Below are 25,842 nucleotides of genomic sequence, written 5' to 3'. Positions count from 1 at the left end.
GGCAGCGTCGGCGCGAGCGGCGGCCTCAGCGTGCGGCGGAGTCGAGGCCCATCGCGTAGGCGTGCGGGATGAGCGAACCGGTCGCCGCGAGCGCGGCGCCGAGCGTGCGTCGCCGCAGAGCGTGCGTCGCCGCGCTCACGGGGCGGCCGAGGCGCATGTTGACGGCGGCCATGCGTCCGGCGATGCGGGCCGACCGAAGCCGGTCGCGCTCCCATTGCGCGAGCGCCGACGCGGGCTCGACGCCGGTGCGGGTCCACTCGGCCAGCAGGGGAGCGAGGGTCGCCGCATCCAGCAGTCCGAGGTTCATGCCCTGCCCGCCGATGGGGCTGATCTCGTGTGCGCTGTCGCCGATGACGACGAGGCGGCCGCGCCGCATCGCGGGTGCGAGCACGCGCCGCACCCGGAAGCCGGTGGCGCTCGTGACCGCATCGGCGGCGGAGGCCTCGCCGCGCTCGCGCAGCGCGGTGCGCAATCGCGCGAGCCGGGCGTCGGGGTCGTCGGGGTCCGCCTCCCTGGCAGCGCCCCCCGCGGCACCCGGGGCTGCGGCATCCCACGCGACGAATCGTCGACGTCCGCCGGGCAGGGGGAACGACTCCAGCACGCCACTGGCCGCCAGGTGGACGACGGCCGTCTCGGCGTCGGGCCGGTCGGGCACATCCGCGTCGCTCATGAGGTAGCGGTCGGGATAGCTCGTGCGGCGCACCGCCCCGGGGCGGAAGACGAGGTCCCGCGCCCCGACCCCCGCGGCGACGACGACGATGGGCGCGCGCAGCTCGTCATCGCCGCGTGCGTCGGTGACGCTCAGTCTCACGTCGGTGTCGCCGGCGCGGACCGCGGTGACGGTCGTTCCCCGTCGCGGTTCGGGTGCTCCGACGGCCAGCGCCGCCTCTGTCCTCGCCTGGGGGAGGGTCGCGACGTACGGATGCCGCATCGACAGGCGATCGAAGCGGACCACGCCGAGCAGCTTTCCGTCGCTTCGCGCTTCGCCGCGTGCCACGCGGACGGCGTGCTCGAGGATGCGGTCGGTCGCACCGCCCTCCTCGAGGGCGCTCAGCACCGGTGCGTGCAGCCCGATGGCGCGCGATCCGTCGCCGGAGCGGTCGCGGCGCTCGACGACCTCGACGTCGACGTCGCGGCGCGCCAGCTCGGCGGCCAGCAGGGTGCCGACGGGGCCCGCGCCGATGACGATGACGTCAGGCACGGCCGGATCCCACCGCGAGCAGCCGGAACGGTGCAGGACGCAGCACATGCCAGGTGCCGCGGTCGGCGAGCGTCGTGCGCAGCTCGGGCGCTCGATAGCTGCGGCGGATCGAGCGGAGGCCGTCGGTTCGGAGGAAGGTGCCGCGCTGCAGCGGAAGGATGCCGGCGGCGTACAGGGCGTAAGCGGTCCGGCCGCGTTCGATGTCGGCGTGCAGCACGATGCCGTCCGACAGGGCGCGGGAGTCGTCGAGGAACGCCGCCAGCTCGGGCTCGCCGAGGTGATGCAGCACGTGGTTCGAGATGACCGCGTCGAAGCGCTCGCCGGTTGCCCGCAGCTGCGTCGAGTCGGTGCTGCGGAACTCGAGGCCGGGTCGGGAGCGCTCGCGGGCGACCTCGAGCGCCCGCGGATCGGGGTCGATGCCGAGCCATTCCACGCGCAGCCCGTCGCGCTCGGCCAAGCCGGCGAGGCGGGCCGTGACGTCGCCGCCGCCGGAGCCGATGTCGAGCACGCGGGCGGGACGGTCGAGGCGTGCCAGCGCCGGCCGCAGGTGGCGGCGCCACACGGTTCCCCATCCGCTGACCGCGCGGTTGACGATGTCGAAGCGCCGCAGCGTCGCCGAGAGAGCGGCCGGATCGCAGTCCGGATCGTCCATCAGCTCGCGGAGGTCGACGTCGCGGTGCCTCAGGTCCACGACGCGACGGGCTCGGTCAGGGCGGCATCCCGGGGCACCGCATCCGCCGCCGCGACTCCGGCCGTGAGCAGGGCGGCCTCCATCGTGAGCCCGGGGCCGAAGGCGAGGGTCGCGATCGCCTCGCCGTCCGTGAGAGCCTCACCGGTGAGAAGCGCGTGCAGGATGAAGAGGATCGTCGCGCTCGACATGTTGCCGTAGTCGCGAAGCACCGCCCGGGAGACGGCGAGGGCCTCGGGAGCCAGCTCGAGCCCCGACTCGACGCGATCGAGCACGGCGCGTCCGCCCGGATGCACGGCCCACGTGTCGACACGCGCGCCTCGGACGACGTCGTCGACGGCCGCGCGGATCTCGCGCCCGATGATGCGCGGCACCTCGGCGGTCAGCACCATCTCGAAGCCGGCGTCGCCGATCGTCCAGGTCATGTCGCGTTCGCCGTCGTCGGTCACGGCGGTCGCGAACCGTTCGAGGTCGAGCCAGCGCTCGCCGCGGCGCGCCGGGTCGGCGCTGACGACCGCGGCTGCGGCGCCGTCGGCGAACAGCGAGGCGGCCAGGATCTGATCGGGGTCGTCGGCGACGCGGAAGTGCAGGGTGCACAGCTCGGCGCACACGACGAGCACGACCGCCTCGGGCTGCGCCGCGCACATGCGAGCGGCTGCCCGCAGGGCCGGCACGGCGGCGGCGCAGCCGATGAAGCCGAGGTGGTAACGCTCGACGGTCGTGGGCAGCCCGAGGTCGCGGACGAGCCGGTAGTCGGGCCCCGGGGCGTACATGCCGGTGCACGAGACCGTGACGACGTGCGTGATCTCGCCCGGTTCGACGGATGCCGCGGCCAGGGCCTCGCGCGCCGCCCGCGCTGACAGCTCGGGCGCGAGAGCGATGTAGGCGTCGTTGCGCGCGCCGGTGGGCGGTGAGAGGAGGGCCCCCGCGTCGGAGATGACGGGAAGGTCGGCGGTGGCGGGATGGGATGCCGCTCCGGCTGCGGCCGGGTGCTCGCGCGGCGCGGATGCGGGCGAGGCGTCGAGGGCGTCGGCGAGGTCGGTCAGGACCGTGTGGCGGGTCTCGATGGCCGAGGCGTCGAAGGCGGCGCGAACGAGCCGCTGCGACAACCGCCCGATCCCGGGCTGTGACGCGAACAGGTCGCGCACGGAATTCTGATGGAGCACGGCCGGCGGCACGGCGGTGCCGATCGACAGGATGCGGGCGGTCATGCTTGACGATAACCGGCCCAGAGGGCCTCGGGCGCGGGGGTGCCGAACCAGGGGGCCTCGTCTATGGTGCGGGCGGGAACAGCGGCGCCCCGCCGACGCGGGGTCGGCGGGGCGCTGCTGTCGGCGGCGATCAGTCGTCGATGACGACCGACTCGCTCGCGGGGCGGCGCGTACGCGGCGAGAGCTCGCGCTCGCGCACGGCGGAGGGGGCGGCGTCGACGTCGCCGAGGTCACCCACGGCCATGACGGTGACCGGCACGAAGGGCGCCTCGATGCCGAGCTTCTCGGCGAGGGCGGCGGCGTCGAAGCCGGTCATCTGGTGGGTGTAGAGGCCGTCGGCGTGGGCCTGCACGGTGAAGTGAGCGGCAGCCTGACCGAGGTCGTAGAGCGCGGTGGGAACGGGCCTGCCGTCGATCTCGGTCTGTGCGATGAAGACGACGAGCGCGCCGGCGGGGCCGGCCCAGGCCTGGTTGAACTCCACGAGGGCCGAGACGACCTTCGCGTGGGTGGCGGTGCCGCGGCGCGCCACGACGAAGCGCCAGGGCTGGGCGTTGAACGCGGACGGCGCCCAGCGTGCGGCCTCGAGGGCACTGGCCAGGGCGTCCTCGTCGACGGGGGCGACGTCGTCGTACAGACGCGTGCTCCAGCGCGCGGCGAGGACGTCGAGGACGGGGGCGTCGGTTTCGGCGACGCGCTCTTCGATGAGAGACATGGGTTTCTCCGGGGGTCGTGTGGACAGCGTCGGACTCCATCGTCCCGCCAGGAGCGAACGACGGGATCCGCGCCGACATTCCCCGTCATCCGATCCTCTTGTGCGCCGCCTCCGAGAGGGCGACCCTGTCGTCATGAGCGCTTTCACAACCAACGGGGCCTTCAGTGGGTTCAGCGTCGACGACATCGATGCGGCCCGAACCTTCTACGGCGACACCCTCGGTCTCGACGTCGAGACCAACGCGATGGGCTTCCTCCAGGTCCGCCTCGCCTCGGGCGGCGGCATCCTGATCTATGCCAAGCCCGACCACACTCCTGCGAGCTTCACGATCCTGAACTTCCCCGTCGACGACATCGACGCCGCTGTCGACGAGCTGCGCGAGCGGGGCGTCGACACGAAGATCTACCCCGATGACGTGTTCCCCTCCGACGAGCGGGGCATCGTGCGCGGGGAGGGTCGCGGCCCCGACATCGCCTGGTTCCGCGACCCCGCGGGCAACGTCATCGCGGTCCTCCAGGCCTGAACCGCGAAGACGTCGGCGCCGGGTGCGGACATCCCTGAGCGGATGCGCACCCGGCGCCGACATCGCGGGCCGGAAGCCCCGGCGGGCGGGCCCGACAGCGTCAGCGGCGCAGTGCCTCGCCGAGCTTCACACGGGCGCCCATCCGCAGGAGCGAGTTCTCGTAGATCTTCGCACCGAGGAGGATCGCCCCGACGCAGGTCACGAGCAGGATCGCGAGCGAGAGGAGCGGCTCCCACCAGAGCGCGTCGCCGAGGAACAGGCGCATCGGCATGCCGACGGGGGCCGAGAAGGGCACGTACGACATGATGCCGAGGATCAGCGGGTTGTCCCAGGCGAAGATGACGAGGAAGTACGGCGCCATGATCAGCATGAGGAGGGGCGTGGTGGTCGTGCCGATGTCCTCCTGGCGCGAGACCATGGCGGCAGCAGCGGCGAACAGTGCCGCCAGCAGCACGAACCCGAACAGGAAGAACACCGCGAACCACGCGATCGGCGCTCCGATGCCGGTGAGCAGCTCGGTCTGATCCGTCACGGTGAGACCGATCACCGCCACGGCCGCGAGGATGAGGATCTGCCCCATCGCGAGCACGGTGTTGCCGAGGACCTTGCCGGCCAGGAGCGCCCGCACCGGCACCGCCGAGATCAGCAACTCGACGACGCGGGTCTGCTTCTCCTCGACGACCGACTGCGCGATCGTCGCCCCGAAGATCTGCGCCGAGATGAAGAAGACCGCGCCGAACCCGATCGCGACGATGTAGCCGAGGAACCCGGCATCGCCCGACGGGTCGAGCAGCTCGACCTTCGGCAGCTGTGCGAGCGACATGAGGATGCTGTTCGACACCGACGTGTCGCCGATGACGACGTAGCCGCTCGGGGCCGTCGAGTCCGCGACGATCGCGGCGTCGACGTCGCCGTCGCGGACGGCGCTCTCGGCCGCGGCCCGGTCGGCGACGTCCCGGACGTCGAGACCGGGAGCGTTCTGAACGTATGACGCCGCGTCGGGGGTCACCGCGACGGGTGAGCCGCTGTCGTTCCCGGCCGAGAACCCGCCCCATACGACCAGGGCGAGGGCGCCGAGGAAGAGGATGGCGAACGAGATGACGAACGACTTGCTGCGAAGCTTCGAGCCGATCTCGCGTTCGGCGACGAGCCAGGTGCTCTGGGCGAATGAGGGCGATGCGGCGCTCACGGGGCGACCTCCTGGATGACTTCGGTGAAGATCTGGGCGAGGGACGGATGCCGCGGCGTGAAGCTCGCGACGTCGCCGTGCTCGACGGCGCGGCGCAGCACCCGCTGCGCGGTCTCGTCGGCGTCGACGTCGAACAGGGCGTAGCCGCCGTCGAACTCGACGACCTCGACACCGGGTTCGCTGCGCAGCCACCCGGCATCCCCCGCCGAGACCAGCTCGTAGCGGTGACCCTGGTGCTGACGGCGGAGGCCGTCGCGAGTGCCGGCCGCCCGGATGGTGCCGCCGGCGATGATGACGAGGTCGTCGCAGAGGCGCTCGACGACGTCGAGCTGGTGCGACGAGAACAGCACACCCACGCCCTGGGCGGCTCGGCTCTGCAGCACGCCCGCGACGACGTCGACCGCGAGGGGGTCGAGGCCCGAGAACGGCTCGTCGAGGATGAGCACCTGCGGATCGTGCACGAGGGCCGCGGCGATCTGCGCGCGCTGCTGGTTGCCGAGCGACAGGGTCTCGATGTTGTCGTTCAGGCGCTCGCCGAGACCGAGCTCCTCGAGCAGCGCCCGGGCCCGAGTCGTGGCATCGGGCTTGGAGAAACCGTGGAGGCGGGCGAGGTAGACGATCTGCTCGAGGACCTTCATCTTGGGGTACAGCCCGCGCTCCTCGGGCATGTAGCCGAAGCGGCGCCGGTCGGCGGCGGTCAGCGGCGCGCCGTCGATCGTGACCTCGCCGCTGTCGCGGGAGAGCACGCCGAGCATGATGCGCATCGTGGTGGTCTTACCTGCCCCGTTGCCGCCGACGAAGCCGGTCAGGCGTCCGTCGGGAACGCGGAAGCCCACGTCGTCGAGCACGCGGTGCGTGCCGTAGTTCTTGGTGATGCCGCTCAGTTCGAGCATTCCGCCTCCTTAGCCGATGCCTCCACGCTAGGGAGCCGGTGGGCGCGGCGGATCCCCCGCATGGCGGATCGTGCCCTCGGTCCACCCGCCCGGCGGGGGAGCGGCACGGGGGAGCCGCACGGGGGATGCCCGCGCCAGCACCGCATTCCCCTCACGCTTGCCCGGCGGGTACCGGAGCGGAACAATGTCGAGGATGCCCGCAGCGATCGAGCGCTACGCCCTCCTCAGCAACTGCCGCAGCGCCGCTCTGGTGTCGGATGCCGGTGATCTCGACTGGCTCTGCCTGCCGCGATACGACTCCGGGTCGATCTTCGGAGCGCTGCTCGGTGACAGCTCGCACGGCCGCTGGGGCCTGCGCCCGCGCGACCCGCATGCCCGGGCGACACGGCGCTACGACGGCGACACGTTCGTGCTGGTGACCCGCTGGGAGTGCGAGGACGGCGTCGCCGAGGTGCACGAGTTCATGCCCGTCCTCGATGGTGCGGATGCGGTGGTCCGCCGCGTCGCCGGTGTCGAGGGCGAGGTCGCGTTCGTCAGCGAGGTGCGTCTGCGCTTCGACTACGCCCGCGCGGTGCCGTGGGTACGGCAGATCGGGTCCACGAGCACGCCGGATGCCGAGACCACCGGCGTGCTGCTCGCGGTCGCCGGTCCCGATGCCGTGACCGTTCGCGGGCCACGACTCGTCGCGGACGGCGCCATGCACCGCGGTGAGTTCGTCGTCGGCGCCGGGCAGATGGTCGACTCGGTGCTGCAGTGGGCGCCGTCGTTCCGCGACATCCCCCAACCGTTCGACGTCGACGAGGCCCGCGACCGCACCCTGACGTGGTGGACGACGTGGGCGCGCCGCATCGACGACGACGGCCGGTGGGGCGATCGCGTGCTGCGTTCGATGCTCGTGCTGCGAGCGCTCACCCACGCCGAGACCGGCGGCATCGTCGCGGCGGCGACCACGTCGCTGCCCGAGGACTTCGGCGGCACGCGCAACTGGGACTACCGCTACGTCTGGCTGCGCGATGCGGCGCTCACGCTCGAGGCCTACATCTCGCACGGGTATCTCGAAGCGGCCGCGCGCTGGCGCGACTGGCTGCTCCGAGCAGTGGCGGGCGACCCCGCCGATGTCCAGATCATGTACGGCATCGCGGGGGAGCGCGATCTTCCCGAGCGCGAGCTCACGAGCCTGCCCGGGTATGCGGGGTCGGCGCCGGTGCGCGTCGGCAACGGCGCGGTCGACCAGTACCAGGCCGACGTGGTCGGCGAGGTGATGGTCGCCCTCGAAGCCGCCCGGCTCGCCGGCGTCGCCGAGACGACGTTCTCGTGGGCGTTGCAGCGCGCGCTGCTCGACCAGGTCGTCGCGTGGCTCGACCGCGCCGATCACGGCATCTGGGAGATGCGCGGCGCCCCGCAGATGTTCACCCATTCGCGCGCCATGATCTGGGCGGCCCTCGATCGCGGGGTCCGCGCCGTCGAGGACCACGGGCTCGACGGCGACGCCGACACGTGGCGGAGCCTCCGCGAGCGTGTGCGCGACGAGATCGCCGAGCGGGGGGTGGATGCCGCGGGCGGCCACTTCACGCAGCACTTCGGCACCGACGAGGTCGACGCCTCGCTGCTGCTGCTGCCCGCCGTCGGGTTCTGCGCGCCCGATGATCCGCGGATGCTCGCGACCGTCGCGCGGATCGAGCAGACCCTGCTGCGCGACGGCCTCGTGATGCGCTACCGCACCGAGGCCGGAGTCGACGGACTCGGCGGCACCGAGCATCCCTTCCTCGCGTGCTCGTTCTGGCTCGTCGAGCAGTACGCCGCGACCGGGCGCATCGATGACGCGACGCAGCTCATGGACCGCCTGTGCGGTCTGACCAACGACCTCGGCCTGCTGTCGGAGGAGTACGACGTCACGCACGGGCGGCAGGCGGGGAACACCCCGCAAGCCCTGTCGCACCTGGCTCTCGTGGGCGCGGCCGACGCGCTCGCCGGGCACGGCGGCCGGGCGGCGCACCGGCGCTGAGGCGGGCGGGCGCGCGCAGGGCGGACCGCCCCCGTTCGTTCATTGCGCGGATATGCGCGGGGCCTATGATGCCCGGGTGACGTCACTTCCGGCATCCCCCCGCCGCAGGACGCGCCGCCAGCGCTTGGCGGCGTTCGGTCGGACCCGTCGCGGTCTCGTCACCGGATTCGTCGCCTTCCACGTCGCATACATCATCGCCCTCTCACCGCTCATCATCACCGGGGGCACCGAGGGCGATCTGCCGCTGTACCGGCAATGGGCGCAGGATGCCGTGCAGGGGACCTGGCCGGTCATCGACTTCGAATGGGTCTATCCGGCGGGCGCGTTGCTTCCAATCGTCGCGCCCATCGCCCTCGGGCCGTACCTCTACCAGCTCGTCTGGCTGCTCATGCTGGCCGGAGCGAACTGGCTCGCACTCGCGGCGATCGCCGGGGCGCGGCTGCAGCGGCGCTCGGCGTACCCCGCCGCCTGGTACTGGCTCCTGAGCATCCTGCTCCTCGCGCCCGTGTCGATGCTGCGCCTCGAAGGATTTGCCGCCCCGCTCGCGATCGCGGGCCTGGTCTGGGTCTCGCGCCGTCCCGTGGTGGCCGGGGCGCTCATCGCACTCGCGACGTGGGTCAAGGTGTGGCCGGCGGCGATCGCTGCCGCGGTCATCGCCGTGTGCCGCAGCCGGTGGTGGGTTGCTCTGGGCGGACTCGCGGCGAGCGCCGCGATCATGGTGGCCGTCGTTCTCGCCGGCGGCGCGACGAACCTCTTCAGCTTCCTGACCATCCAGGGAACGCGTGCTCCGCAGCTCGAGGCTCCCGTCGCGACGCCCTGGGTGTGGGCGACGATCTGGGAGATGCCCGGTGCGCGCATCCAGCAGAACCACGAGCTCGCGACCCGCGAGGTGATCGGGCACGGCGCGATGGCGGCGGGTGAGATCGTCGGGTGGCTGATGATCGCCGCGTTCATCGCGATCGCGCTGCTGCTGGTGCGGGCCCGCATGACCCGGGTCACCGAGGCCCGCCGCACCGAGTCCGCCGAGGGGCGCCTCGTCGTTCTCGGGGCCTTCGCGTTGACGGCTGCCCTCATCGTCTTCAACAAGGTGGGCTCGCCGCAGTACATGCTGTGGCTCGCCCCCATCGTCGTCGTGGGGCTCCTGCTCGACCCGGACCGCTGGCGGACGCCCGCGATCTGGATGGCGGTGACGAGCTTCCTGACGACCCTCGTCTTCCCGATCTTCTACATGCCCCTCGTCCGGGCCGACCCCTTCGCCGCGAGCCTGCTGCTCGCTCGGAACATCCTGCTGGTCGGCCTGTTCGTGTGGAGCGTCCGAGCGCTGTGGCGGGTCGCCGTGCCGGGACGGGCCCGCCGGCGCGTTCCGGTGCCGATGCAACGCACCTCCCGCTCGCCGGTATCCGATCCGGCCTGAGACGGCGGGCCTGATGCCCGGCCTGACGCCTGCCGGCGGCCCGTCAGGCCCAGCCGTTGCGGTGAGCCAGGACGACGGCGGCGACGCGATCGCGGGCGCCGAGCTTGATGAGGATGTTCGACACATGCGTCTTGACGGTGGCGTCGCCGATGAACAGCTCCCGGGCGATCTCGGCGTTGCTGAGCGCACGCGCCAGCAGGCGCAGCACCTCGGCCTCGCGCTCGGTCAGGCCGTGGTGGGCGGGTGACCGCGACGGGGTGACGGGCGTCGCGTGCTCGGCTGCGAGCGCCGGTGCGACGTCGGCGACGGTGCCGACGGCGGTGCCGCCGGCGGTGCCGCCCGCGAACCGCTCGATCACCCGGCGGGTGACTTCGGGTGCGAGCAGCGCGTCACCGGCGGCGGCGATGCGGACAGCCGCCGTCAGCTCCTCGGGCCCGGCGTTCTTGAGCAGGAACCCGCTCGCGCCGGCCTCCAGCGCCTGGAAGAGGTAGTCGTCGCGGTCGAAGGTGGTCACGACGACGACCGCGCTGGTGTTTCGGGGGTCCGAGACGATGCGGCGCGTGGCCTCGAGTCCGTCGAGGACGGGCATCTGGACGTCCATGAACACGACGTCGGGTCGAACCCGGGCGACCGTCTCGATCGCCTCCGCCCCGTCGCCCGCCTCACCGACGACGGCGATGTCGCCGCCCGCCTCGAGAATCATCCGGAAACCCGCGCGCATGACGGCATGGTCATCGGCGAGCACCACCGTGGTCGGTGTCGACGCATCGCTCACGCGAGCACCCCCTGCTCGATCGGCTCTGCGGCGGTGCGGGAGCCGGCGGGAACACGCGCGCGGACGAGGAAGCCGCCGCGCGGGCGGGGGCCGGCTTCGAGCCAGCCGCCGGATGCCGCCGCGCGCTCGCGCATCCCCACGAGCCCGAGCCCCGGCTTCGCGCCGAACCGCACGCGGCCGTCGTTCGCGACCTCGAGCTCGATCTCGTCGCCGTCGAAGCGCAGGCGCACATCGGCCCGGGCGTCGGGCCCGCCGTGGCGGCGGGCGTTCGTGAGAGCCTCCTGCGCGATGCGGTAGAGGTTCACCTGGGCGACCTCGGACGCCGCGACCGGCTCACCCACGACGCTCAGGGTCGTCGGCATCCCGTTCTCCTCCGCGTACCGCACGAGCTCGCCGATGGCGTTGAGCCGCAGCGTCGAGTCGCGCGGAGAAGCGGCATCCGATGTCCGCAGTGTCTCGAGCAGCTGGCGCAGCTCGGCCAGCGATGCTCGCGCAGACTCTTCGACGACGGCGAGCGCGCGCCGCGCCGCCTCGGGGTCGCGGTCGAGCACCGTGCGCGCCGCACCGGCCTGCACGCCCATGGCGGACACGTGATGGGCGACGACGTCGTGCAGCTCGCGCGCGATCCGCACCCGGTCGAGCGCCACGGCCTGCGCTGCCGTGATCTCGCGCTCGTGCTCGAGTTCGCGCGTGCGCTGCTCGAGCTCCTCACGGCTGAGGGCGCCGGCGTATGCCCGCTCGCCGAACGCGAAAGCCCCGGCGAAGAAGACGACGTTGAAGAGGAACTGCAGCATCATCAGGGCCGCGACCGGGGAGAACAGGGAGAACTCCGCCGCGGTGCCGCCGCCCTCGTCGCTCGCGGCCTGGAACATCGCGGCCAACAGCCACAAGAACATGCCGATGATGACCACGACGCGCACGACCATGGCGCGTCGACGGTTGACGACCCACGCGCCGACGGAGTACATGACGATGAAGAGCGCGATGCTGCCGACATACATCTCGGGGATGTGGAAGGACATGCCGACGAAGTAGACGACGGCCACCGCGATGAGTGCGACCTCGGGAAGGCGGCGGCGCAGCGCGAGTGGCGCGGTCAGGCCCACGGAGTACAGCAGGCCCCAGCCGAGATGCGGAGATTCGTCGCCCCAGACCTGGGCGACGCTGCCCAGCCAGGTGCTGAGGATCGCGCTGACGAGCAGGGCGGCGGCGAGCCAGAGGTCGTTGCGCAGCTGCTCGGGCGTCGGCGCCAGACGCTCGTCGGGAACAGGGGGAGCCACGGACATGCCCCCACGCTACGGGCACCCCGCAGGTGCGACATCCCCCCGACGGGGGACGCGGGCCCCGCCCCTCTCGAGCGGCGGATCAGAAGATCATCGGGCGATCGTCGTCGTCATCGCCGGCGAGGTCGAGGTCGACCACGACGGGAACATGATCGCTCGGGGCCTCGCCCTTGCGCTGATCGCGGTGGATCGCCGCGCCCGTCACGGCATCGGCGAAGGCGGGGGATCCGAGGATGAAGTCGATGCGCAGGCCCTCGTTGCGGGGGAAGCGCAACTGCTTGTAGTCCCAGTAGGTGAAGCCGGTGGGCACGAGCGGACGAACCGTGTCGGCGAGGCCGGCGTCGAGCAGTGCCTGGAACGCGGCGCGCTCGGGAGGCGAGACGTGCGTCGTGACGCCCTCGACCAGGGTCGGGTCGCCGACGTCTTCGGGGGTGGGGCAGATGTTGAAGTCGCCGGTCAGGGCGAGAGGAAGCGCCGGCGAGGCGGCGAGGGTCTCGCGCGTGTACTGTTCGAGCGCCTGCAGCCAGTGCAGCTTGTACACGTAGTGGGGGTCGTCGAGCGAACGCCCGTTGGGCACGTAGAGGCTCCACACCCGGACCCCGCCGACGGTCGCGGCGATCGCGCGCGCCTCCTGCGGCGCGTCGGGGCCCTCGTGGCCCTTGAGGAATCCCGGCATCCCCGGGAACCCGATCTCCACGTCGCTCATCGGCTCACGACTCGCGATCGCGACCCCGTTCCACTGGTTCAGGCCGTGGAGCTCGACGTGGTACCCGGCCGCCTCGAACTGCGCCATCGGGAACTGCTCGGGCTTGCACTTGATCTCCTGCATCGCCAGCACATCGATGTCTTCGTTCACGGCGAAGCCGACGATGCGGTCGACACGAGCACGGATCGAGTTCACGTTCCAGGTGGCAAGACGCATGCCTCCAGCCTATTCGGCGCCCCGGACGTCGCCGCCTCGAGGCCCTGACGGGACGCGCCGGGACCGTGCGCGCGGGCCATGCGCCGGGATGCAAGGAATCATGACCGACACGCCGAAGGGGCGGCCCTCGCCGCGGCGAGCCGCGCACCATCCCTTGCACCGCGGCCCGCGGCATCCCGGTGCGCACAGCCAGGGACCGGGCTAGCGTCGGGGGATGGCCACGAGACTGCTGCTCATCGCCGACACGCACATCCCCGGGCGGGCGCGGATGCTGCCGGATGCCGTGCTGGCGGCGGCCGACGCGGCGGATCTCATCGTGCACGCGGGGGACTGGGTCTCGGCATCCGTCCTCGACGAGCTCGAACGCCACGGCGAGGTGCTGGGTGTGTGGGGCAACAACGACGGCGACGACCTGCGCTCTCGGCTGCCCGAGGTGGCGCGGCGCACGATCGAGGGAGTCCGGGTCGCGGTCGTGCACGAGACCGGCGCCGCGACCGGCCGCGAGCGACGCATGGATGCCGCCTATCCGGACGACGATCTGCTCGTGTTCGGTCACAGCCACATCCCCTGGGACACGACGACTCCGCGCGGCCTGCGGCTGCTCAACCCCGGCTCGCCGACCGATCGGCGCCGCCAGCCCCACAAGACCTTCCTCACACTGACCATCGACGCGGGTGAACTGCGCGACGTGGACCTCGTCGTCGTCTGAGCCGCGGGGCACGCGGAGCCCGTGCGGCGGCGCATCGGGCCGCTCGTAGAATCGGGGGCATGACCGTCGCAGGCACGCCCGAGCTCGAAGCCGACCGCCAGGACCTCATCCGGCTGATCCAGGACGAGGCGGTGTTCCACGGCGACTTCACGCTCTCGAGCGGAAAGAAGGCGACGTACTACGTCGACATGCGCCGCCTGACCCTCGACCACCGCGCCGCCCCCGCGATCGGTCGGATCATGCTCGACCTCATCGCGGACGTCGACGGCGTCGTGGCGGTCGGCGGGCTGACCCTGGGAGCCGACCCCATCGCGAACGCGGTGATGCACGAGTCGGTGCACGCGGGTCGTCCGCTCGACGCTTTCGTCGTGCGCAAGGAGCCGAAGGACCACGGCCGTGGCCGTCAGATCGAGGGCGCGGATGTCGCGGGCAAGCGTGTCGTCGTCGTCGAAGACACCTCGACCACCGGTCAGTCGGCGCTCAAGGCCGTCGAGGCGCTGCGGCGCGAGGGCGCCGAGCCGGTGGCCGTCGCCGTGATCGTCGACCGCAAGACGGGTGCACAGGCCGCCGTCGAGGAGGCCGGGCTGCGCTGGCTCGCCGCGATCGATCTCGACGACCTGGGGCTCCAGCCGCAGTAAGGCCCGCGGCCGCGTCGCAGCTGCTCACCCGGCAGCATCCGCCCCTCCGCTTCGCCGGAGCGGCGAGAACTGCCGGGTGAACCTCGCCTGCGGAGGAATACCCCGCGGGGCCGGCCGGGTTGCGCTTCGGTATGAGCCTGTACGAGCCCGCCGTCTTCGGCACCCTGAACCTCTCGAACCGTGTCGTGATGGCGCCGCTGACGCGCACCCGAGCAGCCGAGGACGGCGTGCCCACCGACGTCATGGTCGAGTACTACCGGCAGCGCGCGGGGCAGGGTCTCATCATCACCGAGGGCACGTGGCCCGTCGTCGAGGGCAAGTCGTACCCCGGCCAGCCGGGCATCCAGACTGATGATCAGATCGCGGGGTGGCGCCGCATCGCCGACGCCGTCCACGAGGCGGGCGGCACGATCGTCATGCAGCTCATGCACGGCGGCCGCGTCTCGCACCCCGACATCACCGGAGCAGACCGCGTCGTCGGCCCCAGCGCGCTGGCCGCCCCCGGGCAGACGCGCACACCGAAGGGCAAGGCCGACATGCCCATCGCCCACGCCCTGTCTGCGGCAGAGATCCCCGAGGTCATCGAGCAGTTCGCGCAGGCCGCGCGCAACGCCCGGGCCGCCGGTCTCGACGGCGTCGAGGTCCACGGCGCGAACGGATACCTCGTCCACGAGTTCCTCTCGCCCGTTTCGAATATGCGCGACGACGAGTACGGCGGATCGCCCGAGAACCGCGCCCGCTTCGCGATCGAGGTCACGCGGGCCGTCGCCGCGGCGGTGGGCGCCGACCGCACCGGCATCCGCCTGTCGCCGCAGCACAACATCCAGGGCGTGCTCGAGCACGATGACGCCGACGCGCTCGCCACGTACACGGCCGTAGCCGAGGGGCTCGCGCCGCTCGGGCTCGCCTTCGTCGACGTGCTGAGCGCCGATCCGACCGGCGAGCTCGTGCAGCACCTCCGCCGGACGGCCGGTGCCCCCTTCATCCTCAACTCCGGATTCGGGTCGCCGACGACGCGTGAAGAGGCAGAGACGCTCGTGACGTCGGACTGGGCGGATGCCGTCGCCGTCGGACGCCCCGTCATCGCGAACCCCGACCTGGCGGCGCGTTGGAAGCAGCGTGCCGAGCTCAACGACGCGCGTCCCGAGCTGTTCTACGGCTCGACGTCCGAGGGGTACACCGACTACCCGTTCCTCGACGAGGTGCGCGCCGGCGTCTGACGCGCGGGGCGGCGGCGGGAGCACGGCCTCTCGTGCGGGTACGGAGGTCCCGTCCCGTGTACGGGACAGGTTCGCACGGTTTCGCGGATGGCCGTCGCCCTCAGCAATTCTCGACGCGAGTGTCCGAGGTGGGCGGTGCTCGCGGGGCGGAGCCTAGGCGAGGGGCCGCCCACGGCGGTACTGTCTGAGCCATCGGTCTGCTCCGATCTGCGTCGCAGGAGGCGGAGGGCCGTGAGTGCTGCTTTGGGGGCGGTGTGGTTTCTCGTGCATGGGGATGGTGTTCGGTGCGGGCCCGGGCACGTCGGTCGGAGCAGGCGGCCGCGCTCGAGCGCGAGGACGACCTCGACCCGAACCGCGAGCCGGACGGCGACCCGGCGCGGGTGTGGGGTGGGTTCGCGCTCGGCCTCATGTTCGCTGTGATCGGTGCCGCCCTCGGTCTGGCGGGTGGGTGGGATCGGATGGCGGTCGGACTTGTCGCCGGAGGCGGTGTCATCGTCGTCATCCAGCTGCTCTGGCTGCGGCGCGGACGCCGTCGCCGTCGGGGAGGGCGACCGGATGAGCCTGCGTGACACGGATGAGGCGCACGTCGCGTTGCTCGCGGCGGGAGCGATCTCCGTCGGAGCCGGCATCGTCATCGTGATGCTGCCCGCCGGACTCGGCTTGGGGCTCGTCGCGATCGTCGTCGGAGTCGCCGCCATCCTGGCCGCCGCTCGATCAGCGCTGACCGCCTGGCGTCGACCTCGAAAGGCCCCGGCCCGACAGACGACCGGACGACGCTTCTGGGACGCCCGGACTCGACTCGAGTCGCTGATGGGAGTCAGCGCCGGGATGGGGGGCTGTGCGCTCCTCGTCTCCGCGATGGCTCCCGAGCACGAACGGTGGTCGACCGCGCTGTTCTCCGCGTCTGTCTTCGTGCCGGCGGTGATCGCGTGGGTGATCGTGCGTGCGATGCGGCGGCGTCGACGGAAGTGAGTGCGCGGGGCGCTCAGCTCTGGAAGACGGGCAGCTGCGAGGCGAGCCCGAGCAGCAGGCCGAAGAACATCAGCAGGATGATGCCGCGCCGGGTCGAGCCGCGGTTGGTGCCGTCGTCGCCGATGCGCTGGTTGCGCACGAAGATGACGAGGGCGATCAGCAGGATCGCGAGGCCGGTGAGTGCGAGGACGATCGACATCAGTCGTCATCCCCGCCGCGCCGACGGCGCATCAGCTGCACGACGATCACGACGAGGCTCGTCGTGAGCATCAGTGCGGCGCTGATCAGCAGAAGGTTCTGCTCGAGCTCGTTCACAGGATGCCCGGATCCTCGGCCTCGTACGGCTCGTCGTCGAGCAGATCGGCGACCGAGTCGAGGATCTCGTCGGGACGGAACGGGTACCGCTCGATCTCGGCGTCGTCCGAGATGCCGGTGCGCACGAGGATCGTGTGCAGGCCCGCCTCGATGCCCGCCACGACATCGGTGTCCATGCGGTCGCCGATCATCCCGGTGTTCTCGGAGTGCGCGCCGATGCGGTTCATCGCCGACCGGAACATCATCGGGTTCGGTTTGCCCACGACATAGGGCGTCTTGCCGGTGGCGTGCGAGATGAGGGCGGCGAACGAGCCGGTGGCCGGAACGACGCCCTCGGGCGTGGGCCCCGTGGCATCCGGGTTGGTGATGATGAACCGCGCACCGGCGTTGATGAAGCGGATCGCCTTGGTGATGGCGTCGAAGGAGTAGTTGCGCGTCTCGCCCACGACGACGTAGTCGGGGTCGCTCTCGGTCATGATGTAACCGGCCTCGTGGAGAGCGGTCGTCAGGCCCGCCTCGCCGATGACGAACGCCGAGCCGCCCGGATGCTGCGAGCGGAGGAAGTCCGCCGTCGCGAGGGCCGACGTCCAGATGCGGTCCTCCGGCACCTCGAGCCCCGACCGCGCCAGTCGCGCGCTGAGGTCGCGTGGCGTGAAGAAGGGGTTGTTGGTCAGCACGAGGAACGGGGTCCCGGTCTCGCGCCACTGCGCGAGCAGTTCCGCCGCTCCCGGGATGGGGTGGTTCTCGTGGACGAGAACGCCGTCCATGTCGGTGAGCCAGCACTCGATATCGGCACGTGTCCGCATGGCCCCAGCCTAGCCGTGGCGATCCGGCCGTAGTCTTCAGTCGTGGCCCGCGACGACTGGAATCCCCGCAAGCTTCCCGACCTGTCGGGCAAGCGCTACCTGGTCACGGGGTCCAACGCCGGACTGGGCTATTTCGCCTCGCTCCAGCTCGCCTCGGCAGGCGCCCACGTCATCATGACCGGACGCAGCCCGCAGCGTCTGGCCACCGCGCGCGCCTCGGTCATGCGCGCTCTTCCCGAAGACGTGGGCTCGGTCGAGACGCTGCTGCTCGACACGAGCAATCTCGGCTCGGTGCGTGCGGCCGCGGCCACCGCGCGGGGCCGCAAGCCGCTGCACGGGCTGCTCCTCAACGCCGGGGTCGTCCACCCGCCCCGCCAGCGCCGCACGACGCCCGACGGTCACGAGCTGGTCTTCGCAACCAATGTGCTCGGTCACTACGCGCTGGCCGGTGAGCTCCTGATCGCGCTCGCCGCCGGGCGCGGCCGGATGGTGTGGGTGGGTTCGGTGTCGACGTCGATCTGGAAATACGACCCGGTCGACATCGAGCTCGAGGACGACTACTCGCCGTGGCGCGCGTACGTGCAGTCGAAGGTCGCCACGACCTCGCTCGGTCTCGAGGCCGACGACCGGCTGCGCGCGGCGAGCGTGCCGGTCGCGAGCCTCGTCGCCCACCCCGGCTATTCGACGAGCGGACGCACCCGCGGCATCGCCGGCATCAACGAGCCGTCGCGGATGACCCGGTTCACCGACAACCTGCAGGTCGTCGTGACGCAGTCGAAGGAACGAGGCGCGTGGCCGCTCATCCGCGCCCTCGTCGATCCGGATGCCGAGGGCGGCGAGTTCTACGGTCCCGGCGGGGTCCTCCGTGGTGAGCCGCGCATCGCGACCCCCGCCGCGGTGACGCGCGACCCCGAGGTCGCAGCGCGCCTGTGGTCGTACTGCGAGCAGACGACGCGTACTCCGTGGCCGTATCTCAAGGCCAGCCGCACCCGGGCGAAGAGCTGAGGTCCGGCCGTCCTCAGGCGGTCACCCAGATCGCCGCAGCGCCGCCGGTCGGCAGCGCGATCGAACCGCCGCCGTCGAGCTGCACGCTCCGCCTGCCGGTGACGGTCAGCGTGTGTCCGACGTCCACGCCCTGCTCCTCGAGGGCGCGCAGCAGCGCGGGATCGCGGTCGCTGACGCGGAGGATGCGGCCCGAATGGCCGATGGCCGCCTCGGCCAGCAGCACGAAGGGCTCGCGATGCACCTCGCCGTCGGCATCGGGGATCGCGTCGCCGTGCGGGTCGAAGCGGGGATCACCGAGGCGCTCGGCGATACCCGACAGCAGCCGATCGCTGATGGTGTGCTCGAGGACCTCTGCCTCGTCGTGAACTTCGTCCCACGCGTAGCCGAACTCGCGGACGAGCCACGTCTCGATGAGGCGATGCCGCCGGATGATGGATGCCGCGCGCAGCCGGCCGGCCTCGGTCAGTGCCACGGGGCCGTAGGGGCGGTGCGACACGAGGTCCTGCGCGGCGAGCTTGCGGACCATCTCGGTCACCGTCGACGGTGCGAGCCCGAGCGTTGCCGCGAGTTGCGAGGGCGTAATGGGCGCGGGCTGCCACTCGGTGTGGTGGTAAATCGTCTTCAGGTAGTCGTCGACGGCGGGGGAGGGCACACTCCACAGTACCCAGCCACCCCCGCCGATCCCGCCGAGTGCACGGCATCCTGCCGAGTGCACGGGGTACGGACGTGCGGATGCCGTGCACTCGGCGCCCAGCCGTGCACTCGGGCGCCGGATAGCCTGGCTCGGTGGACGCTACAGACCCGGCTCAGGAGCACGTCGAAGCGCAGCTCCCGGTCGGTGTGGGGCCCTGGCCCGGCGGACCCGACGCGTGGCCCGACGATTCCCGCTACGACCCGCAGCTTCTCGCCGACGGGGACCGGCGGAACGTCATCGACCGCTACCGCTACTGGCGGCTCGAGGCGATCGTGGCCGACCTGGACGAGCACCGGCATCCGTTCCACGTCGCCATCGAGAACTGGCAGCACGACATGAACATCGGCTCGATCGTGCGCAGCGCCAACGCGTTCGGTGCGGCCGAGGTGCACATCGTCGGACGGCGGCGCTGGAACCGACGGGGAGCGATGGTGACCGACCGCTACCAGCACGTCCGCCACCACGAGGATGTCGCGGCCTTCGCCGCCTGGGCGCGCGAGAACGACCTCCCCATCGTCGCCGTCGACAACGTGCCGGGTTCGGTTCCGGTCGACCGGGCGGAGCTGCCCGAGCGCGCCGTGCTGATGTTCGGCCAGGAAGGTCCGGGGCTCTCGCCCGAAGCGGTGGCCGCGGCATCCGTCGTCGTCGAGATCACGCAGTACGGCTCGACCCGCTCGATCAACGCCTCCGCCGCGGGAGCGGTCGTGATGTACGAGTGGTGCCGTCGCTGGGCTCGCTGAGCCCGGCCGGCCCGGGTGTCAACGCGCCGGATCGCGATCGGGAGTGACCGAGTAGACGAACAGCCCCGCGGCGGAGGCGGTGAGCTCGACCGTGGCATCGGCGGGGACGTCGCGGATGCCGTGCGGCTCCGCGTTCTCGTCGACGGCCGCGCACACGACCTCGCCGCTTGCCAGCACCTTTCCGGCCGCGGCGACGGTGTAGGCCAGGTCGCCCCCGGATCCGCTCACGCAGGCGATCGTCACGATAGCGGGAGCCTCGGCCGCCGTCACCGAGATGATCGGCTCCCTGCCGGGCTCGAGCACGCCCGTCTCGCGCTGCGTCCAGGTCGCACCGCCGAGCGCGTTCTCCGGGATGACGGTGTCGGCCCATCGCACCGCGTCGTCGGCGGTGGGGCGGGGGAGCGTGCCGGGATCGGACGATCGAGTGGGGATCTCGACGGGCGGCGTCCGTTCCGCGCAGCCGCACGTCAGCATCCCGACCGCGAGCACGGCGACGCCGGCGGCGGCTGCGGAGAAGAGCTTCGGCATGCCGCCACGCTAAGGGCGGTTCCTGAGGTTCGGGCGTGAGAGACGTTTCTCCCCGATCACAGTCCGCTCACACGGCGATGCTGAGCCACGCCCCGCGCCGGACGCGCCACCCCAGCGTGAGGAGGCGGGCGAGCATGTACACACCGAAGAACGCCACCGCCAGCCACGCCAGCCCGGCCGCGCCGACCGGATGCAGTGCGGCGATCACGACAAGCGCCGGGATGAACGGCACGAGGTTGAGCCCGCCCGCGATGGCGAGGTAGCGGGCATCGCCGGCACCCATGAGCACCCCGTCGAGCACGAAGACGATGCCGCAGACGGGCTGTGCGATCGCGAGCACGATCAGGGCGGGCTGCACCAGCGCGGCCACCGCCGCATCGCCCGTGAAGACGAGGCCGATCACCCCCGACGCCGCCGCGATGCCGATGCCGACGAGCACGCCGAACCAGGCGCCCCACGCGACCGTCCGACCGAGGACGCGCCGGACGAACGCCTCGTCGCCGGCGCCGAGGCCGCGGCCGATGAGGGCCTGCGCCGCGATGGCGAGGGCGTCCAGCGCGAAGGCGGCGGTGGAGAAGATCGTGAAGGCGACCTGCCATCCGGCGAGTTCGCCGGTGCCCAGACCGGTCGCGACGGCGACGGTGGCCAGGAGGGCCGCGCGCAATGACACCGTGCGCAGGAACAGCCACCCGCCGAGCCGGGCAGAACCGCGCATGCCCTCGGCGCGGGGGCGCAGCGATGCCGAATGAAGACGGGCGAGCCGTCCGATCACCACGACGTAGGCGCCGACCATGCCCCACTGCGCGATGACGGTGCCCAGTGCCGAGCCGCCGATGCCCCAGCCGAATCCGTAGACGAACAGCACGTTCAGCAGGGCGTTGGCGCCGAAGCCGAGCCCGGCGATCCACAGCGGGGTGACGGTGTCCTGCATCCCGCGCAGCAGACCCGTCGCGGCGAAGACGATGAGCATCGCCGGCAGGCCCCACATCGACAGCCGGAGGTAGGTCTCCGCATCCGTCGACACCGCCTCACCCGCCCCGAACATGCCCACCAGCAGCGGGGTGGCGAGCGAGCCGACCGCCGCGAGCACGGCGCCGAGCCCCAGCGCGAGCCACAGTCCGTCGATGCCCGCGCTCACCGCACTCGTCGAGTCGCCCGCCCCGAAGCGGCGCGCGACCGCCGGGGTCGTCGCGTAGGCGAGGAACACCATCAGCCCGACGATCGTCTGCAGCACGGCACCCGCGATGCCCAGCGCCGCGAGGGGCACGACGCCGAGGTGCCCGATGAGGGCCGCATCGACGATGAGGAACATCGGCTCGGCGATGAGAGCGCCCAGCGCGGGAACGGCCAGCCGCAGGATCTCGCGGTTGAGCGTAAGCGCCATGCCTCGAGCCTAGGGCCGCGGCGTCGGCGGGCTCGCCTTGCACGGGGGTCGCGTCGCTGTCGAGCGCCGAGGCCGGCACAGCATCCGCCGCTAGCGTTGATGGTCGACCGGAGGGACGGACTCGGATGCGGTTGCTCAAGCGCCTGGCGATCGCGCGCCTGCACGCGCGGCTGCCGACGTGGGTCCGCGTGGTCGTGGCGGCGGCGGCCGTCGTGCTCGGCGTCGTCATCGTCATCCGCCCGACGACCGCCCTCGACGTGCTCGCCTGGCTCATCGGCGGCGGCATGGCCCTGACCGGGCTGCTCGAGCTCACCGGCCGCGAGGACGAGTCGCATCGGCCGCGCTGGCGGACCGTGACCGGTGTCGCGTGGCTGATCGGCGGCGCGATCGTGTTGCTTGCCCCGGGGCTGACGGTGCGGGTGGTCGCCGTCGTCGTGGGCGTGCTGCTCCTGTCGGGCGGCGTCCTCGGCGTCATCGCGGCGTTCGGGCGCGGCCGCACGTGGGATGCGCGCATCGCCGACGCCGCCTTCGGTGCCTCCGGGGCGATCTTCGGCTCACTCGCGTTGTTCTGGCCCGACATCACCCTGCTCGTCACGGCGGTGGTGTTCGGGGCACGGCTCATCATGAGCGGAGTGGTCGACCTGTGGACGCGGCTGCGCCGGCGCCGCGACGACCGCGCGGCAGCGGGTGTCGGTGACGACGGTCGCCCCCGGCGGCGTTGGGGTCGTACCGTCGTCGCCATCGCCTCGGTCGCGCTCGCGGTGAGCACGACGATCGTCACGGCGCCGCTGCGCGAGGGCTCGACCGTCGTCGACGACTTCTACGCGGCGCCTCGCGACCTGCCCGACGAGCCCGGCCGCCTCGTGCGCGCCGAGCCGTTCACCGGCGGCATTCCCGCGAGCGCGGAAGGCTGGCGCATCCTCTACACCACGACGGGCGTCGACGGTCGCGTGCGCGTCGCCAGCGCGATCGTCGCGGTGCCGCGCGAAGGCGACGGCCAATGGCCCGTCATCGACTGGAACCACGGCACGACCGGTTTCGCTCCGCACTGCGCACCCTCGCTGCAGCCCCGCGGACTGTGGGCGGGAGCGTTCTACATGCTGCCGCGCGCCATCAGGGAGGGATGGGCGGTCGTCGGAACGGACTACATCGGCCTCGGCACCGAGGGCCCGCATCCCTACCTCGTCGGCTTGCCGAGCGCACACGCCTCGCTCGACGCCGTCCGCGCCGCGCGCGAGCTCGACGAGGCGGACCTCGGCGCGCGCACGGTGGTGTGGGGTCATTCGCAGGGCGGCGCCGCGGCGCTGTGGGCGGGCTCCGTCGCACGCGAGTACGCGCCCGAGGTGTGGGTGCAGGGAGTCGCGGCGCTCGCGCCGGCGAGCGACCCCGCCGCGCTCGTGCAGGGGATCTCGGGCGTCACCGGCGGCAGCATCTTCGCCTCGTACGCATTCGCCTCGTTCTCGGAGATCTACCCCGAGATCGAGTACCGCGACTACGTGCGACCGGGAGCGGAGACGGTGCTGCGCCAGATGTCGGAGCGGTGTCTGTCCGACCCCACGATCGTGCTGTCGGTGGCGGCTGCGCTCGGGATGAGCCGTGATCCGGCGCTGTTCTCGCGATCGCCGGCATCCGGTGTGCTCGGCCGGCACCTGCGCGAGAACACGGCGCCGCTGCGCTCGACCGCGCCTGTTCTGCTGGCGCACGGCGGAGCCGACAGCGTCATCCCCGTCCAGACCCAGGCGGACTTCGTCGACCGGATGTGCGGGGCCGGCCAGGACGTCGACTTCCGCACCTACGCGGGCTTCGAGCACGCGGGTGTCGTCGAGCGCCCGTCGCCCCTCATCGACGAGCTGTTCGACTGGACGAAGGATCGTTTCGCCGGCATCCCGGTGGCCGAGGGGTGTACCACCACGGAACGCTGAGCGTGCTCCGAAGTTCGTGTCGTCCGGTCGGCCTAGCATGGGTGCCATGACCGATCCCGTCCTCCCCTCCGGCATCGACATCGCCGAGCTCAGCCCCGAGATCCGCCCGCAGGACGACCTGTTCCGGCACGTCAACGGCAGCTGGCTCGAGCGCACCGCGATCCCCGACGACAAGGCCCGTTGGGGGTCGTTCCACCTCATCGCCGAGCAGGCGGAGAGCGACGTCCGCGCCATCGTCGATGAGGCGACGACGGCCGAGCCCGGCACGGTCCGCCGCAAGATCGGCGACCTGTTCACGAGCTTCATGGACACCGAGCGCATCGACCGGCTCGGCGCCGAGCCGCTGCGACCGCAGCTCGCCCGGGTCGATGCGATCGACTCCGTCCCGTCGCTGCTGCGCACCGTCGGCGAGCTCGAACGCGAGGGCATCGGCGGGATGATCGGCACGTTCATCGAGCCCGATCCCGGGCATCCCGAGCGTTACGTCGTCTTCTTCGTGCAGGGCGGCCTGTCGCTGCCCGATGAGAGCTACTACCGTCTCGACAACTTCGCCCCGACGCGTGCCGCGTTCCGCGGCTACGCCGAGCGCATGCTCGAGCTCGCCGGGGTCGGCGACGCGGCGGAGCAGGCCGAGCGCATCGCCCGCCTCGAGACGGAGCTGGCCACGCACCACTGGGACAACGTCCGCAATCGCGACGCGGTCGCCACCTACAACCTGCAGACCTGGGATGAGGTGCGCGCGCTCGCCGGCGTCGACCTCGACCCGTGGCTCGACGGGCTCGCCCCCCGACACCGCGACGGCTTCGCCGAGATCAACGTCAATCAGCCGAGCTTCCTCTCCGGTCTCGGCTCCCTGCTGACCGACGAGCACCTCGAAGACTGGAAGGCGTGGCTGCGGCTGCAGGTCGTGCGCGCGTCGGCGCCGTTCCTTCCCGAGGCGTTCGTCGCCGAGAACTTCGCGTTCTACGGCACCCAGCTGACGGGCGTGCCGGTCAACCGCGAGCGCTGGAAGCGCGGCGTGAGCATCGTGCAGGCCGCCCTCGGCGAGGCGGTGGGCGAGATCTATGTCGAGCGGCACTTCCCGCCGCAGGCGAAGGTCGAGATGGACGCGCTCGTGGCGAACCTCATCGAGGCGTACCGGCAGTCGATCACGGCGCTGGAGTGGATGACGCCGGCCACGCGCGAACGCGCGCTCGAGAAGCTCGCGGCGTTCACGCCGAAGATCGGGTTCCCCGACCGGTGGAAGGACTACTCGGCGCTCGAGATCGAGCCGGCCGATCTTCTCGGCAACGTCCTGCGCTCGACCGAGTGGGAGTACGAGCGGCAGCTGGCGAAGCTCGGCCAGCCGATCGATCGCGACGAGTGGCACATGACCCCGCAGACGGTCAACGCGTACTACAACCCGCTCATGAACGAGATCGTGTTCCCCGCCGCCATCCTGCAGCTGCCGTTCTTCTCTTCCGAGCGCGATGCGGCTGCGAACTACGGCGGCATCGGCGCGGTCATCGGCCACGAGATCGGGCACGGGTTCGACGACCAGGGCAGCGCCTACGACGGCACCGGAGCTCTCAACGACTGGTGGACCGACGCCGATCGCGCCGCCTTCGAAGAGCGCACCGGAGCCCTGATCGAGCAGTACAACGCGCTCGTGCCGCAGGGGCTCGGCGAGGAGCACACCGTCAACGGTGCGCTCACGATCGGCGAGAACATCGGCGACCTCGGTGGTCTGGGGATCGCGCTGAAGGCCTACCGCCTGCACCTCGCCGCGACGATGTCGGAGGACGAGCTGGCCGAGGCGCCCGACGGGCCCGTGATCGACGGTTTCACCGGGGTGCAGCGCCTGCTGCTCAGCTGGGGCCAGATCTGGCAGCAGAAGGGCCGCGACGCCGAGACCATCCGGCTGCTGACGATCGACCCGCACGCGCCGAACGAGTTCCGCTGCAACCAGATCGTCCGGAACATCGACGCGTTCTACGATGCGTTCGGCGTGACCGAGGGCGACGAGCTGTGGCTCGCGCCCGAACGCCGCGTCACGATCTGGTGATCGACCGAATCGAATCGCTGAGACTGACTCCGACGGAGACGAGAACATG

The 25,842-nt window shown here is 71.8% G+C and carries 26 protein-coding genes; 12 read left to right on the top strand and 14 right to left on the bottom strand.

From position 1 onward, the window contains the following. Positions 1–25: 25 nt before the first annotated feature. The 4 genes from ACPYN5_RS14905 to ACPYN5_RS14890 form a co-directional block, all read right to left on the bottom strand. Complete coding sequence (locus ACPYN5_RS14905) at positions 26–1,201, bottom strand: FAD-dependent oxidoreductase (RefSeq protein WP_424449772.1); 1,176 nt, start codon at positions 1,199–1,201, stop codon at positions 26–28. Next, positions 1,194–1,892, bottom strand: a complete 699-nt coding sequence (locus ACPYN5_RS14900; protein ID WP_424449771.1) for a methyltransferase domain-containing protein — start codon at positions 1,890–1,892, stop codon at positions 1,194–1,196. The genes ACPYN5_RS14905 and ACPYN5_RS14900 overlap by 8 nt, the downstream gene beginning before the upstream one ends. Then, positions 1,883–3,100, bottom strand: coding sequence for a type III polyketide synthase (locus ACPYN5_RS14895; protein ID WP_424449770.1), 1,218 nt, complete (start codon positions 3,098–3,100; stop codon positions 1,883–1,885). Before ACPYN5_RS14895 ends, ACPYN5_RS14900 begins: the two co-directional genes overlap by 10 nt. Positions 3,101–3,230: 130 nt before the next feature. Beyond that, the gene (locus ACPYN5_RS14890; RefSeq protein WP_424449769.1) at positions 3,231–3,812 is read right to left on the bottom strand and encodes a nitroreductase family protein; all 582 of its coding nucleotides are present in this window, start codon (positions 3,810–3,812) and stop codon (positions 3,231–3,233) included. Between the two features lie 133 nt (positions 3,813–3,945). Between ACPYN5_RS14890 and ACPYN5_RS14885 the strand changes: the two genes are divergently transcribed. Further along, a complete protein-coding gene (locus ACPYN5_RS14885; RefSeq protein ID WP_424449768.1) occupies positions 3,946–4,335 on the top strand; it encodes a VOC family protein in 390 nt (129 codons plus the stop codon). 100 nt (positions 4,336–4,435) lie between these two features. On the opposite strand, the gene ACPYN5_RS14880 is transcribed toward ACPYN5_RS14885, so the two are convergent. Both ACPYN5_RS14880 and ACPYN5_RS14875 read right to left on the bottom strand, forming a co-directional pair. After that, the gene (locus ACPYN5_RS14880) at positions 4,436–5,524 is read right to left on the bottom strand and encodes an ABC transporter permease (protein WP_424449767.1); all 1,089 of its coding nucleotides are present in this window, start codon (positions 5,522–5,524) and stop codon (positions 4,436–4,438) included. Continuing rightward, complete coding sequence (locus ACPYN5_RS14875; RefSeq protein ID WP_424449766.1) at positions 5,521–6,417, bottom strand: ABC transporter ATP-binding protein; 897 nt, start codon at positions 6,415–6,417, stop codon at positions 5,521–5,523. Before ACPYN5_RS14875 ends, ACPYN5_RS14880 begins: the two co-directional genes overlap by 4 nt. Before the next feature lie 193 nt (positions 6,418–6,610). Between ACPYN5_RS14875 and ACPYN5_RS14870 the strand changes: the two genes are divergently transcribed. Both ACPYN5_RS14870 and ACPYN5_RS14865 read left to right on the top strand, forming a co-directional pair. Beyond that, the gene (locus ACPYN5_RS14870) at positions 6,611–8,422 is read left to right on the top strand and encodes a glycoside hydrolase family 15 protein (RefSeq protein WP_424449765.1); all 1,812 of its coding nucleotides are present in this window, start codon (positions 6,611–6,613) and stop codon (positions 8,420–8,422) included. 76 nt (positions 8,423–8,498) lie between these two features. Next, the gene (locus ACPYN5_RS14865; protein ID WP_424449764.1) at positions 8,499–9,836 is read left to right on the top strand and encodes a hypothetical protein; all 1,338 of its coding nucleotides are present in this window, start codon (positions 8,499–8,501) and stop codon (positions 9,834–9,836) included. Between the two features lie 43 nt (positions 9,837–9,879). Here ACPYN5_RS14865 and ACPYN5_RS14860 read toward each other — a convergent pair whose 3' ends face one another. From ACPYN5_RS14860 to ACPYN5_RS14850, 3 genes are all read right to left on the bottom strand, one after another. Continuing rightward, positions 9,880–10,557 carry a response regulator gene (locus ACPYN5_RS14860; RefSeq protein ID WP_424449802.1) on the bottom strand — a complete coding sequence of 226 codons (678 nt, stop codon included), beginning with the start codon at positions 10,555–10,557 and terminating at the stop codon, positions 9,880–9,882. 50 nt (positions 10,558–10,607) lie between these two features. Next, positions 10,608–11,897, bottom strand: a complete 1,290-nt coding sequence (locus ACPYN5_RS14855; protein ID WP_424449763.1) for a sensor histidine kinase — start codon at positions 11,895–11,897, stop codon at positions 10,608–10,610. A 79-nt stretch (positions 11,898–11,976) separates the two neighbouring features. Beyond that, positions 11,977–12,816: an exodeoxyribonuclease III gene (locus tag ACPYN5_RS14850; RefSeq protein WP_424449762.1), complete on the bottom strand. Its 840-nt coding sequence runs from the start codon at positions 12,814–12,816 to the stop codon at positions 11,977–11,979. Positions 12,817–13,030: 214 nt separating this feature from the next. Here ACPYN5_RS14850 and ACPYN5_RS14845 point away from each other — a divergent pair, with 214 nt between their 5' ends. The 5 genes from ACPYN5_RS14845 (at position 13,031) to ACPYN5_RS14825 (ending at position 16,355) form a co-directional block, all read left to right on the top strand. Beyond that, positions 13,031–13,525, top strand: coding sequence for a metallophosphoesterase family protein (locus ACPYN5_RS14845; protein ID WP_424449761.1), 495 nt, complete (start codon positions 13,031–13,033; stop codon positions 13,523–13,525). 59 nt (positions 13,526–13,584) lie between these two features. Next, positions 13,585–14,163, top strand: a complete 579-nt coding sequence (gene pyrE, locus ACPYN5_RS14840) for an orotate phosphoribosyltransferase (RefSeq protein ID WP_424449760.1) — start codon at positions 13,585–13,587, stop codon at positions 14,161–14,163. 131 nt (positions 14,164–14,294) lie between these two features. Further along, positions 14,295–15,383, top strand: coding sequence for an alkene reductase (locus ACPYN5_RS14835; RefSeq protein WP_424449759.1), 1,089 nt, complete (start codon positions 14,295–14,297; stop codon positions 15,381–15,383). A gap of 284 nt (positions 15,384–15,667) precedes the next feature. Beyond that, positions 15,668–15,952 (top strand): hypothetical protein, encoded by a 285-nt coding sequence (locus ACPYN5_RS14830; RefSeq protein ID WP_424449758.1) that lies wholly within the window; start codon positions 15,668–15,670, stop codon positions 15,950–15,952. Beyond that, complete coding sequence (locus tag ACPYN5_RS14825; RefSeq protein ID WP_424449757.1) at positions 15,939–16,355, top strand: hypothetical protein; 417 nt, start codon at positions 15,939–15,941, stop codon at positions 16,353–16,355. The genes ACPYN5_RS14830 and ACPYN5_RS14825 overlap by 14 nt, the downstream gene beginning before the upstream one ends. Before the next feature lie 13 nt (positions 16,356–16,368). Here the strand turns inward: ACPYN5_RS14825 and ACPYN5_RS14820 are convergent, their stop codons facing one another. Both ACPYN5_RS14820 and ACPYN5_RS14815 read right to left on the bottom strand, forming a co-directional pair. After that, the gene (locus ACPYN5_RS14820) at positions 16,369–16,554 is read right to left on the bottom strand and encodes a hypothetical protein (protein ID WP_424449756.1); all 186 of its coding nucleotides are present in this window, start codon (positions 16,552–16,554) and stop codon (positions 16,369–16,371) included. A 112-nt stretch (positions 16,555–16,666) separates the two neighbouring features. Beyond that, positions 16,667–17,476: an HAD-IIA family hydrolase gene (locus ACPYN5_RS14815; RefSeq protein ID WP_424449755.1), complete on the bottom strand. Its 810-nt coding sequence runs from the start codon at positions 17,474–17,476 to the stop codon at positions 16,667–16,669. Positions 17,477–17,518: 42 nt separating this feature from the next. Between ACPYN5_RS14815 and ACPYN5_RS14810 the strand changes: the two genes are divergently transcribed. Next, positions 17,519–18,481, top strand: a complete 963-nt coding sequence (locus ACPYN5_RS14810; RefSeq protein ID WP_424449754.1) for an SDR family NAD(P)-dependent oxidoreductase — start codon at positions 17,519–17,521, stop codon at positions 18,479–18,481. A gap of 13 nt (positions 18,482–18,494) precedes the next feature. Here ACPYN5_RS14810 and ACPYN5_RS14805 read toward each other — a convergent pair whose 3' ends face one another. Next, the gene (locus ACPYN5_RS14805) at positions 18,495–19,133 is read right to left on the bottom strand and encodes a metal-dependent transcriptional regulator (RefSeq protein ID WP_424449753.1); all 639 of its coding nucleotides are present in this window, start codon (positions 19,131–19,133) and stop codon (positions 18,495–18,497) included. Positions 19,134–19,267: 134 nt separating this feature from the next. On the opposite strand from ACPYN5_RS14805, the gene ACPYN5_RS14800 reads away from it, so the two are divergent. Further along, positions 19,268–19,915: a TrmH family RNA methyltransferase gene (locus ACPYN5_RS14800; RefSeq protein ID WP_424449752.1), complete on the top strand. Its 648-nt coding sequence runs from the start codon at positions 19,268–19,270 to the stop codon at positions 19,913–19,915. 18 nt (positions 19,916–19,933) lie between these two features. Here the strand turns inward: ACPYN5_RS14800 and ACPYN5_RS14795 are convergent, their stop codons facing one another. Continuing rightward, positions 19,934–20,443: a hypothetical protein gene (locus ACPYN5_RS14795; RefSeq protein ID WP_424449751.1), complete on the bottom strand. Its 510-nt coding sequence runs from the start codon at positions 20,441–20,443 to the stop codon at positions 19,934–19,936. A 67-nt stretch (positions 20,444–20,510) separates the two neighbouring features. After that, positions 20,511–21,827, bottom strand: coding sequence for an MATE family efflux transporter (locus ACPYN5_RS14790; protein ID WP_424449750.1), 1,317 nt, complete (start codon positions 21,825–21,827; stop codon positions 20,511–20,513). 125 nt (positions 21,828–21,952) lie between these two features. Here ACPYN5_RS14790 and ACPYN5_RS14785 point away from each other — a divergent pair, with 125 nt between their 5' ends. Continuing rightward, a complete protein-coding gene (locus ACPYN5_RS14785) occupies positions 21,953–23,749 on the top strand; it encodes a lipase family protein (protein WP_424449749.1) in 1,797 nt (598 codons plus the stop codon). Between the two features lie 46 nt (positions 23,750–23,795). Beyond that, positions 23,796–25,793, top strand: a complete 1,998-nt coding sequence (locus ACPYN5_RS14780; protein ID WP_424449748.1) for a M13 family metallopeptidase — start codon at positions 23,796–23,798, stop codon at positions 25,791–25,793. Positions 25,794–25,842: the final 49 nt, after the last annotated feature.

It is taken from the genome of Microbacterium arborescens (assembly GCF_049707515.1).
Taxonomy (GTDB): Bacteria; Actinomycetota; Actinomycetes; order Actinomycetales; family Microbacteriaceae; genus Microbacterium; species Microbacterium arborescens_B.
Note: the sequence above shows the minus strand (reverse complement) of the source record. Positions and strands in the feature narration are given on the sequence as shown.

Coding starts and splice junctions, on each gene's coding strand:
- ACPYN5_RS14895 (WP_424449770.1), bottom strand. CDS start 3,100: ATGACCGCCCGCATCCTGTCGATCGGCACCGCCGTGCCGCCGGCCGTG.
- ACPYN5_RS14890 (WP_424449769.1), bottom strand. CDS start 3,812: ATGTCTCTCATCGAAGAGCGCGTCGCCGAAACCGACGCCCCCGTCCTC.
- ACPYN5_RS14885 (WP_424449768.1), top strand. CDS start 3,946: ATGAGCGCTTTCACAACCAACGGGGCCTTCAGTGGGTTCAGCGTCGAC.
- ACPYN5_RS14875 (WP_424449766.1), bottom strand. CDS start 6,417: ATGCTCGAACTGAGCGGCATCACCAAGAACTACGGCACGCACCGCGTG.
- ACPYN5_RS14870 (WP_424449765.1), top strand. CDS start 6,611: ATGCCCGCAGCGATCGAGCGCTACGCCCTCCTCAGCAACTGCCGCAGC.
- ACPYN5_RS14860 (WP_424449802.1), bottom strand. CDS start 10,557: ATGCGCGCGGGTTTCCGGATGATTCTCGAGGCGGGCGGCGACATCGCC.
- ACPYN5_RS14855 (WP_424449763.1), bottom strand. CDS start 11,897: ATGTCCGTGGCTCCCCCTGTTCCCGACGAGCGTCTGGCGCCGACGCCC.
- ACPYN5_RS14850 (WP_424449762.1), bottom strand. CDS start 12,816: ATGCGTCTTGCCACCTGGAACGTGAACTCGATCCGTGCTCGTGTCGAC.
- ACPYN5_RS14845 (WP_424449761.1), top strand. CDS start 13,031: ATGGCCACGAGACTGCTGCTCATCGCCGACACGCACATCCCCGGGCGG.
- pyrE (WP_424449760.1), top strand. CDS start 13,585: ATGACCGTCGCAGGCACGCCCGAGCTCGAAGCCGACCGCCAGGACCTC.
- ACPYN5_RS14835 (WP_424449759.1), top strand. CDS start 14,295: ATGAGCCTGTACGAGCCCGCCGTCTTCGGCACCCTGAACCTCTCGAAC.
- ACPYN5_RS14825 (WP_424449757.1), top strand. CDS start 15,939: ATGAGCCTGCGTGACACGGATGAGGCGCACGTCGCGTTGCTCGCGGCG.
- ACPYN5_RS14820 (WP_424449756.1), bottom strand. CDS start 16,554: ATGTCGATCGTCCTCGCACTCACCGGCCTCGCGATCCTGCTGATCGCC.
- ACPYN5_RS14815 (WP_424449755.1), bottom strand. CDS start 17,476: ATGCGGACACGTGCCGATATCGAGTGCTGGCTCACCGACATGGACGGC.
- ACPYN5_RS14795 (WP_424449751.1), bottom strand. CDS start 20,443: ATGCCGAAGCTCTTCTCCGCAGCCGCCGCCGGCGTCGCCGTGCTCGCG.
- ACPYN5_RS14790 (WP_424449750.1), bottom strand. CDS start 21,827: ATGGCGCTTACGCTCAACCGCGAGATCCTGCGGCTGGCCGTTCCCGCG.
- ACPYN5_RS14785 (WP_424449749.1), top strand. CDS start 21,953: ATGCGGTTGCTCAAGCGCCTGGCGATCGCGCGCCTGCACGCGCGGCTG.
- ACPYN5_RS14780 (WP_424449748.1), top strand. CDS start 23,796: ATGACCGATCCCGTCCTCCCCTCCGGCATCGACATCGCCGAGCTCAGC.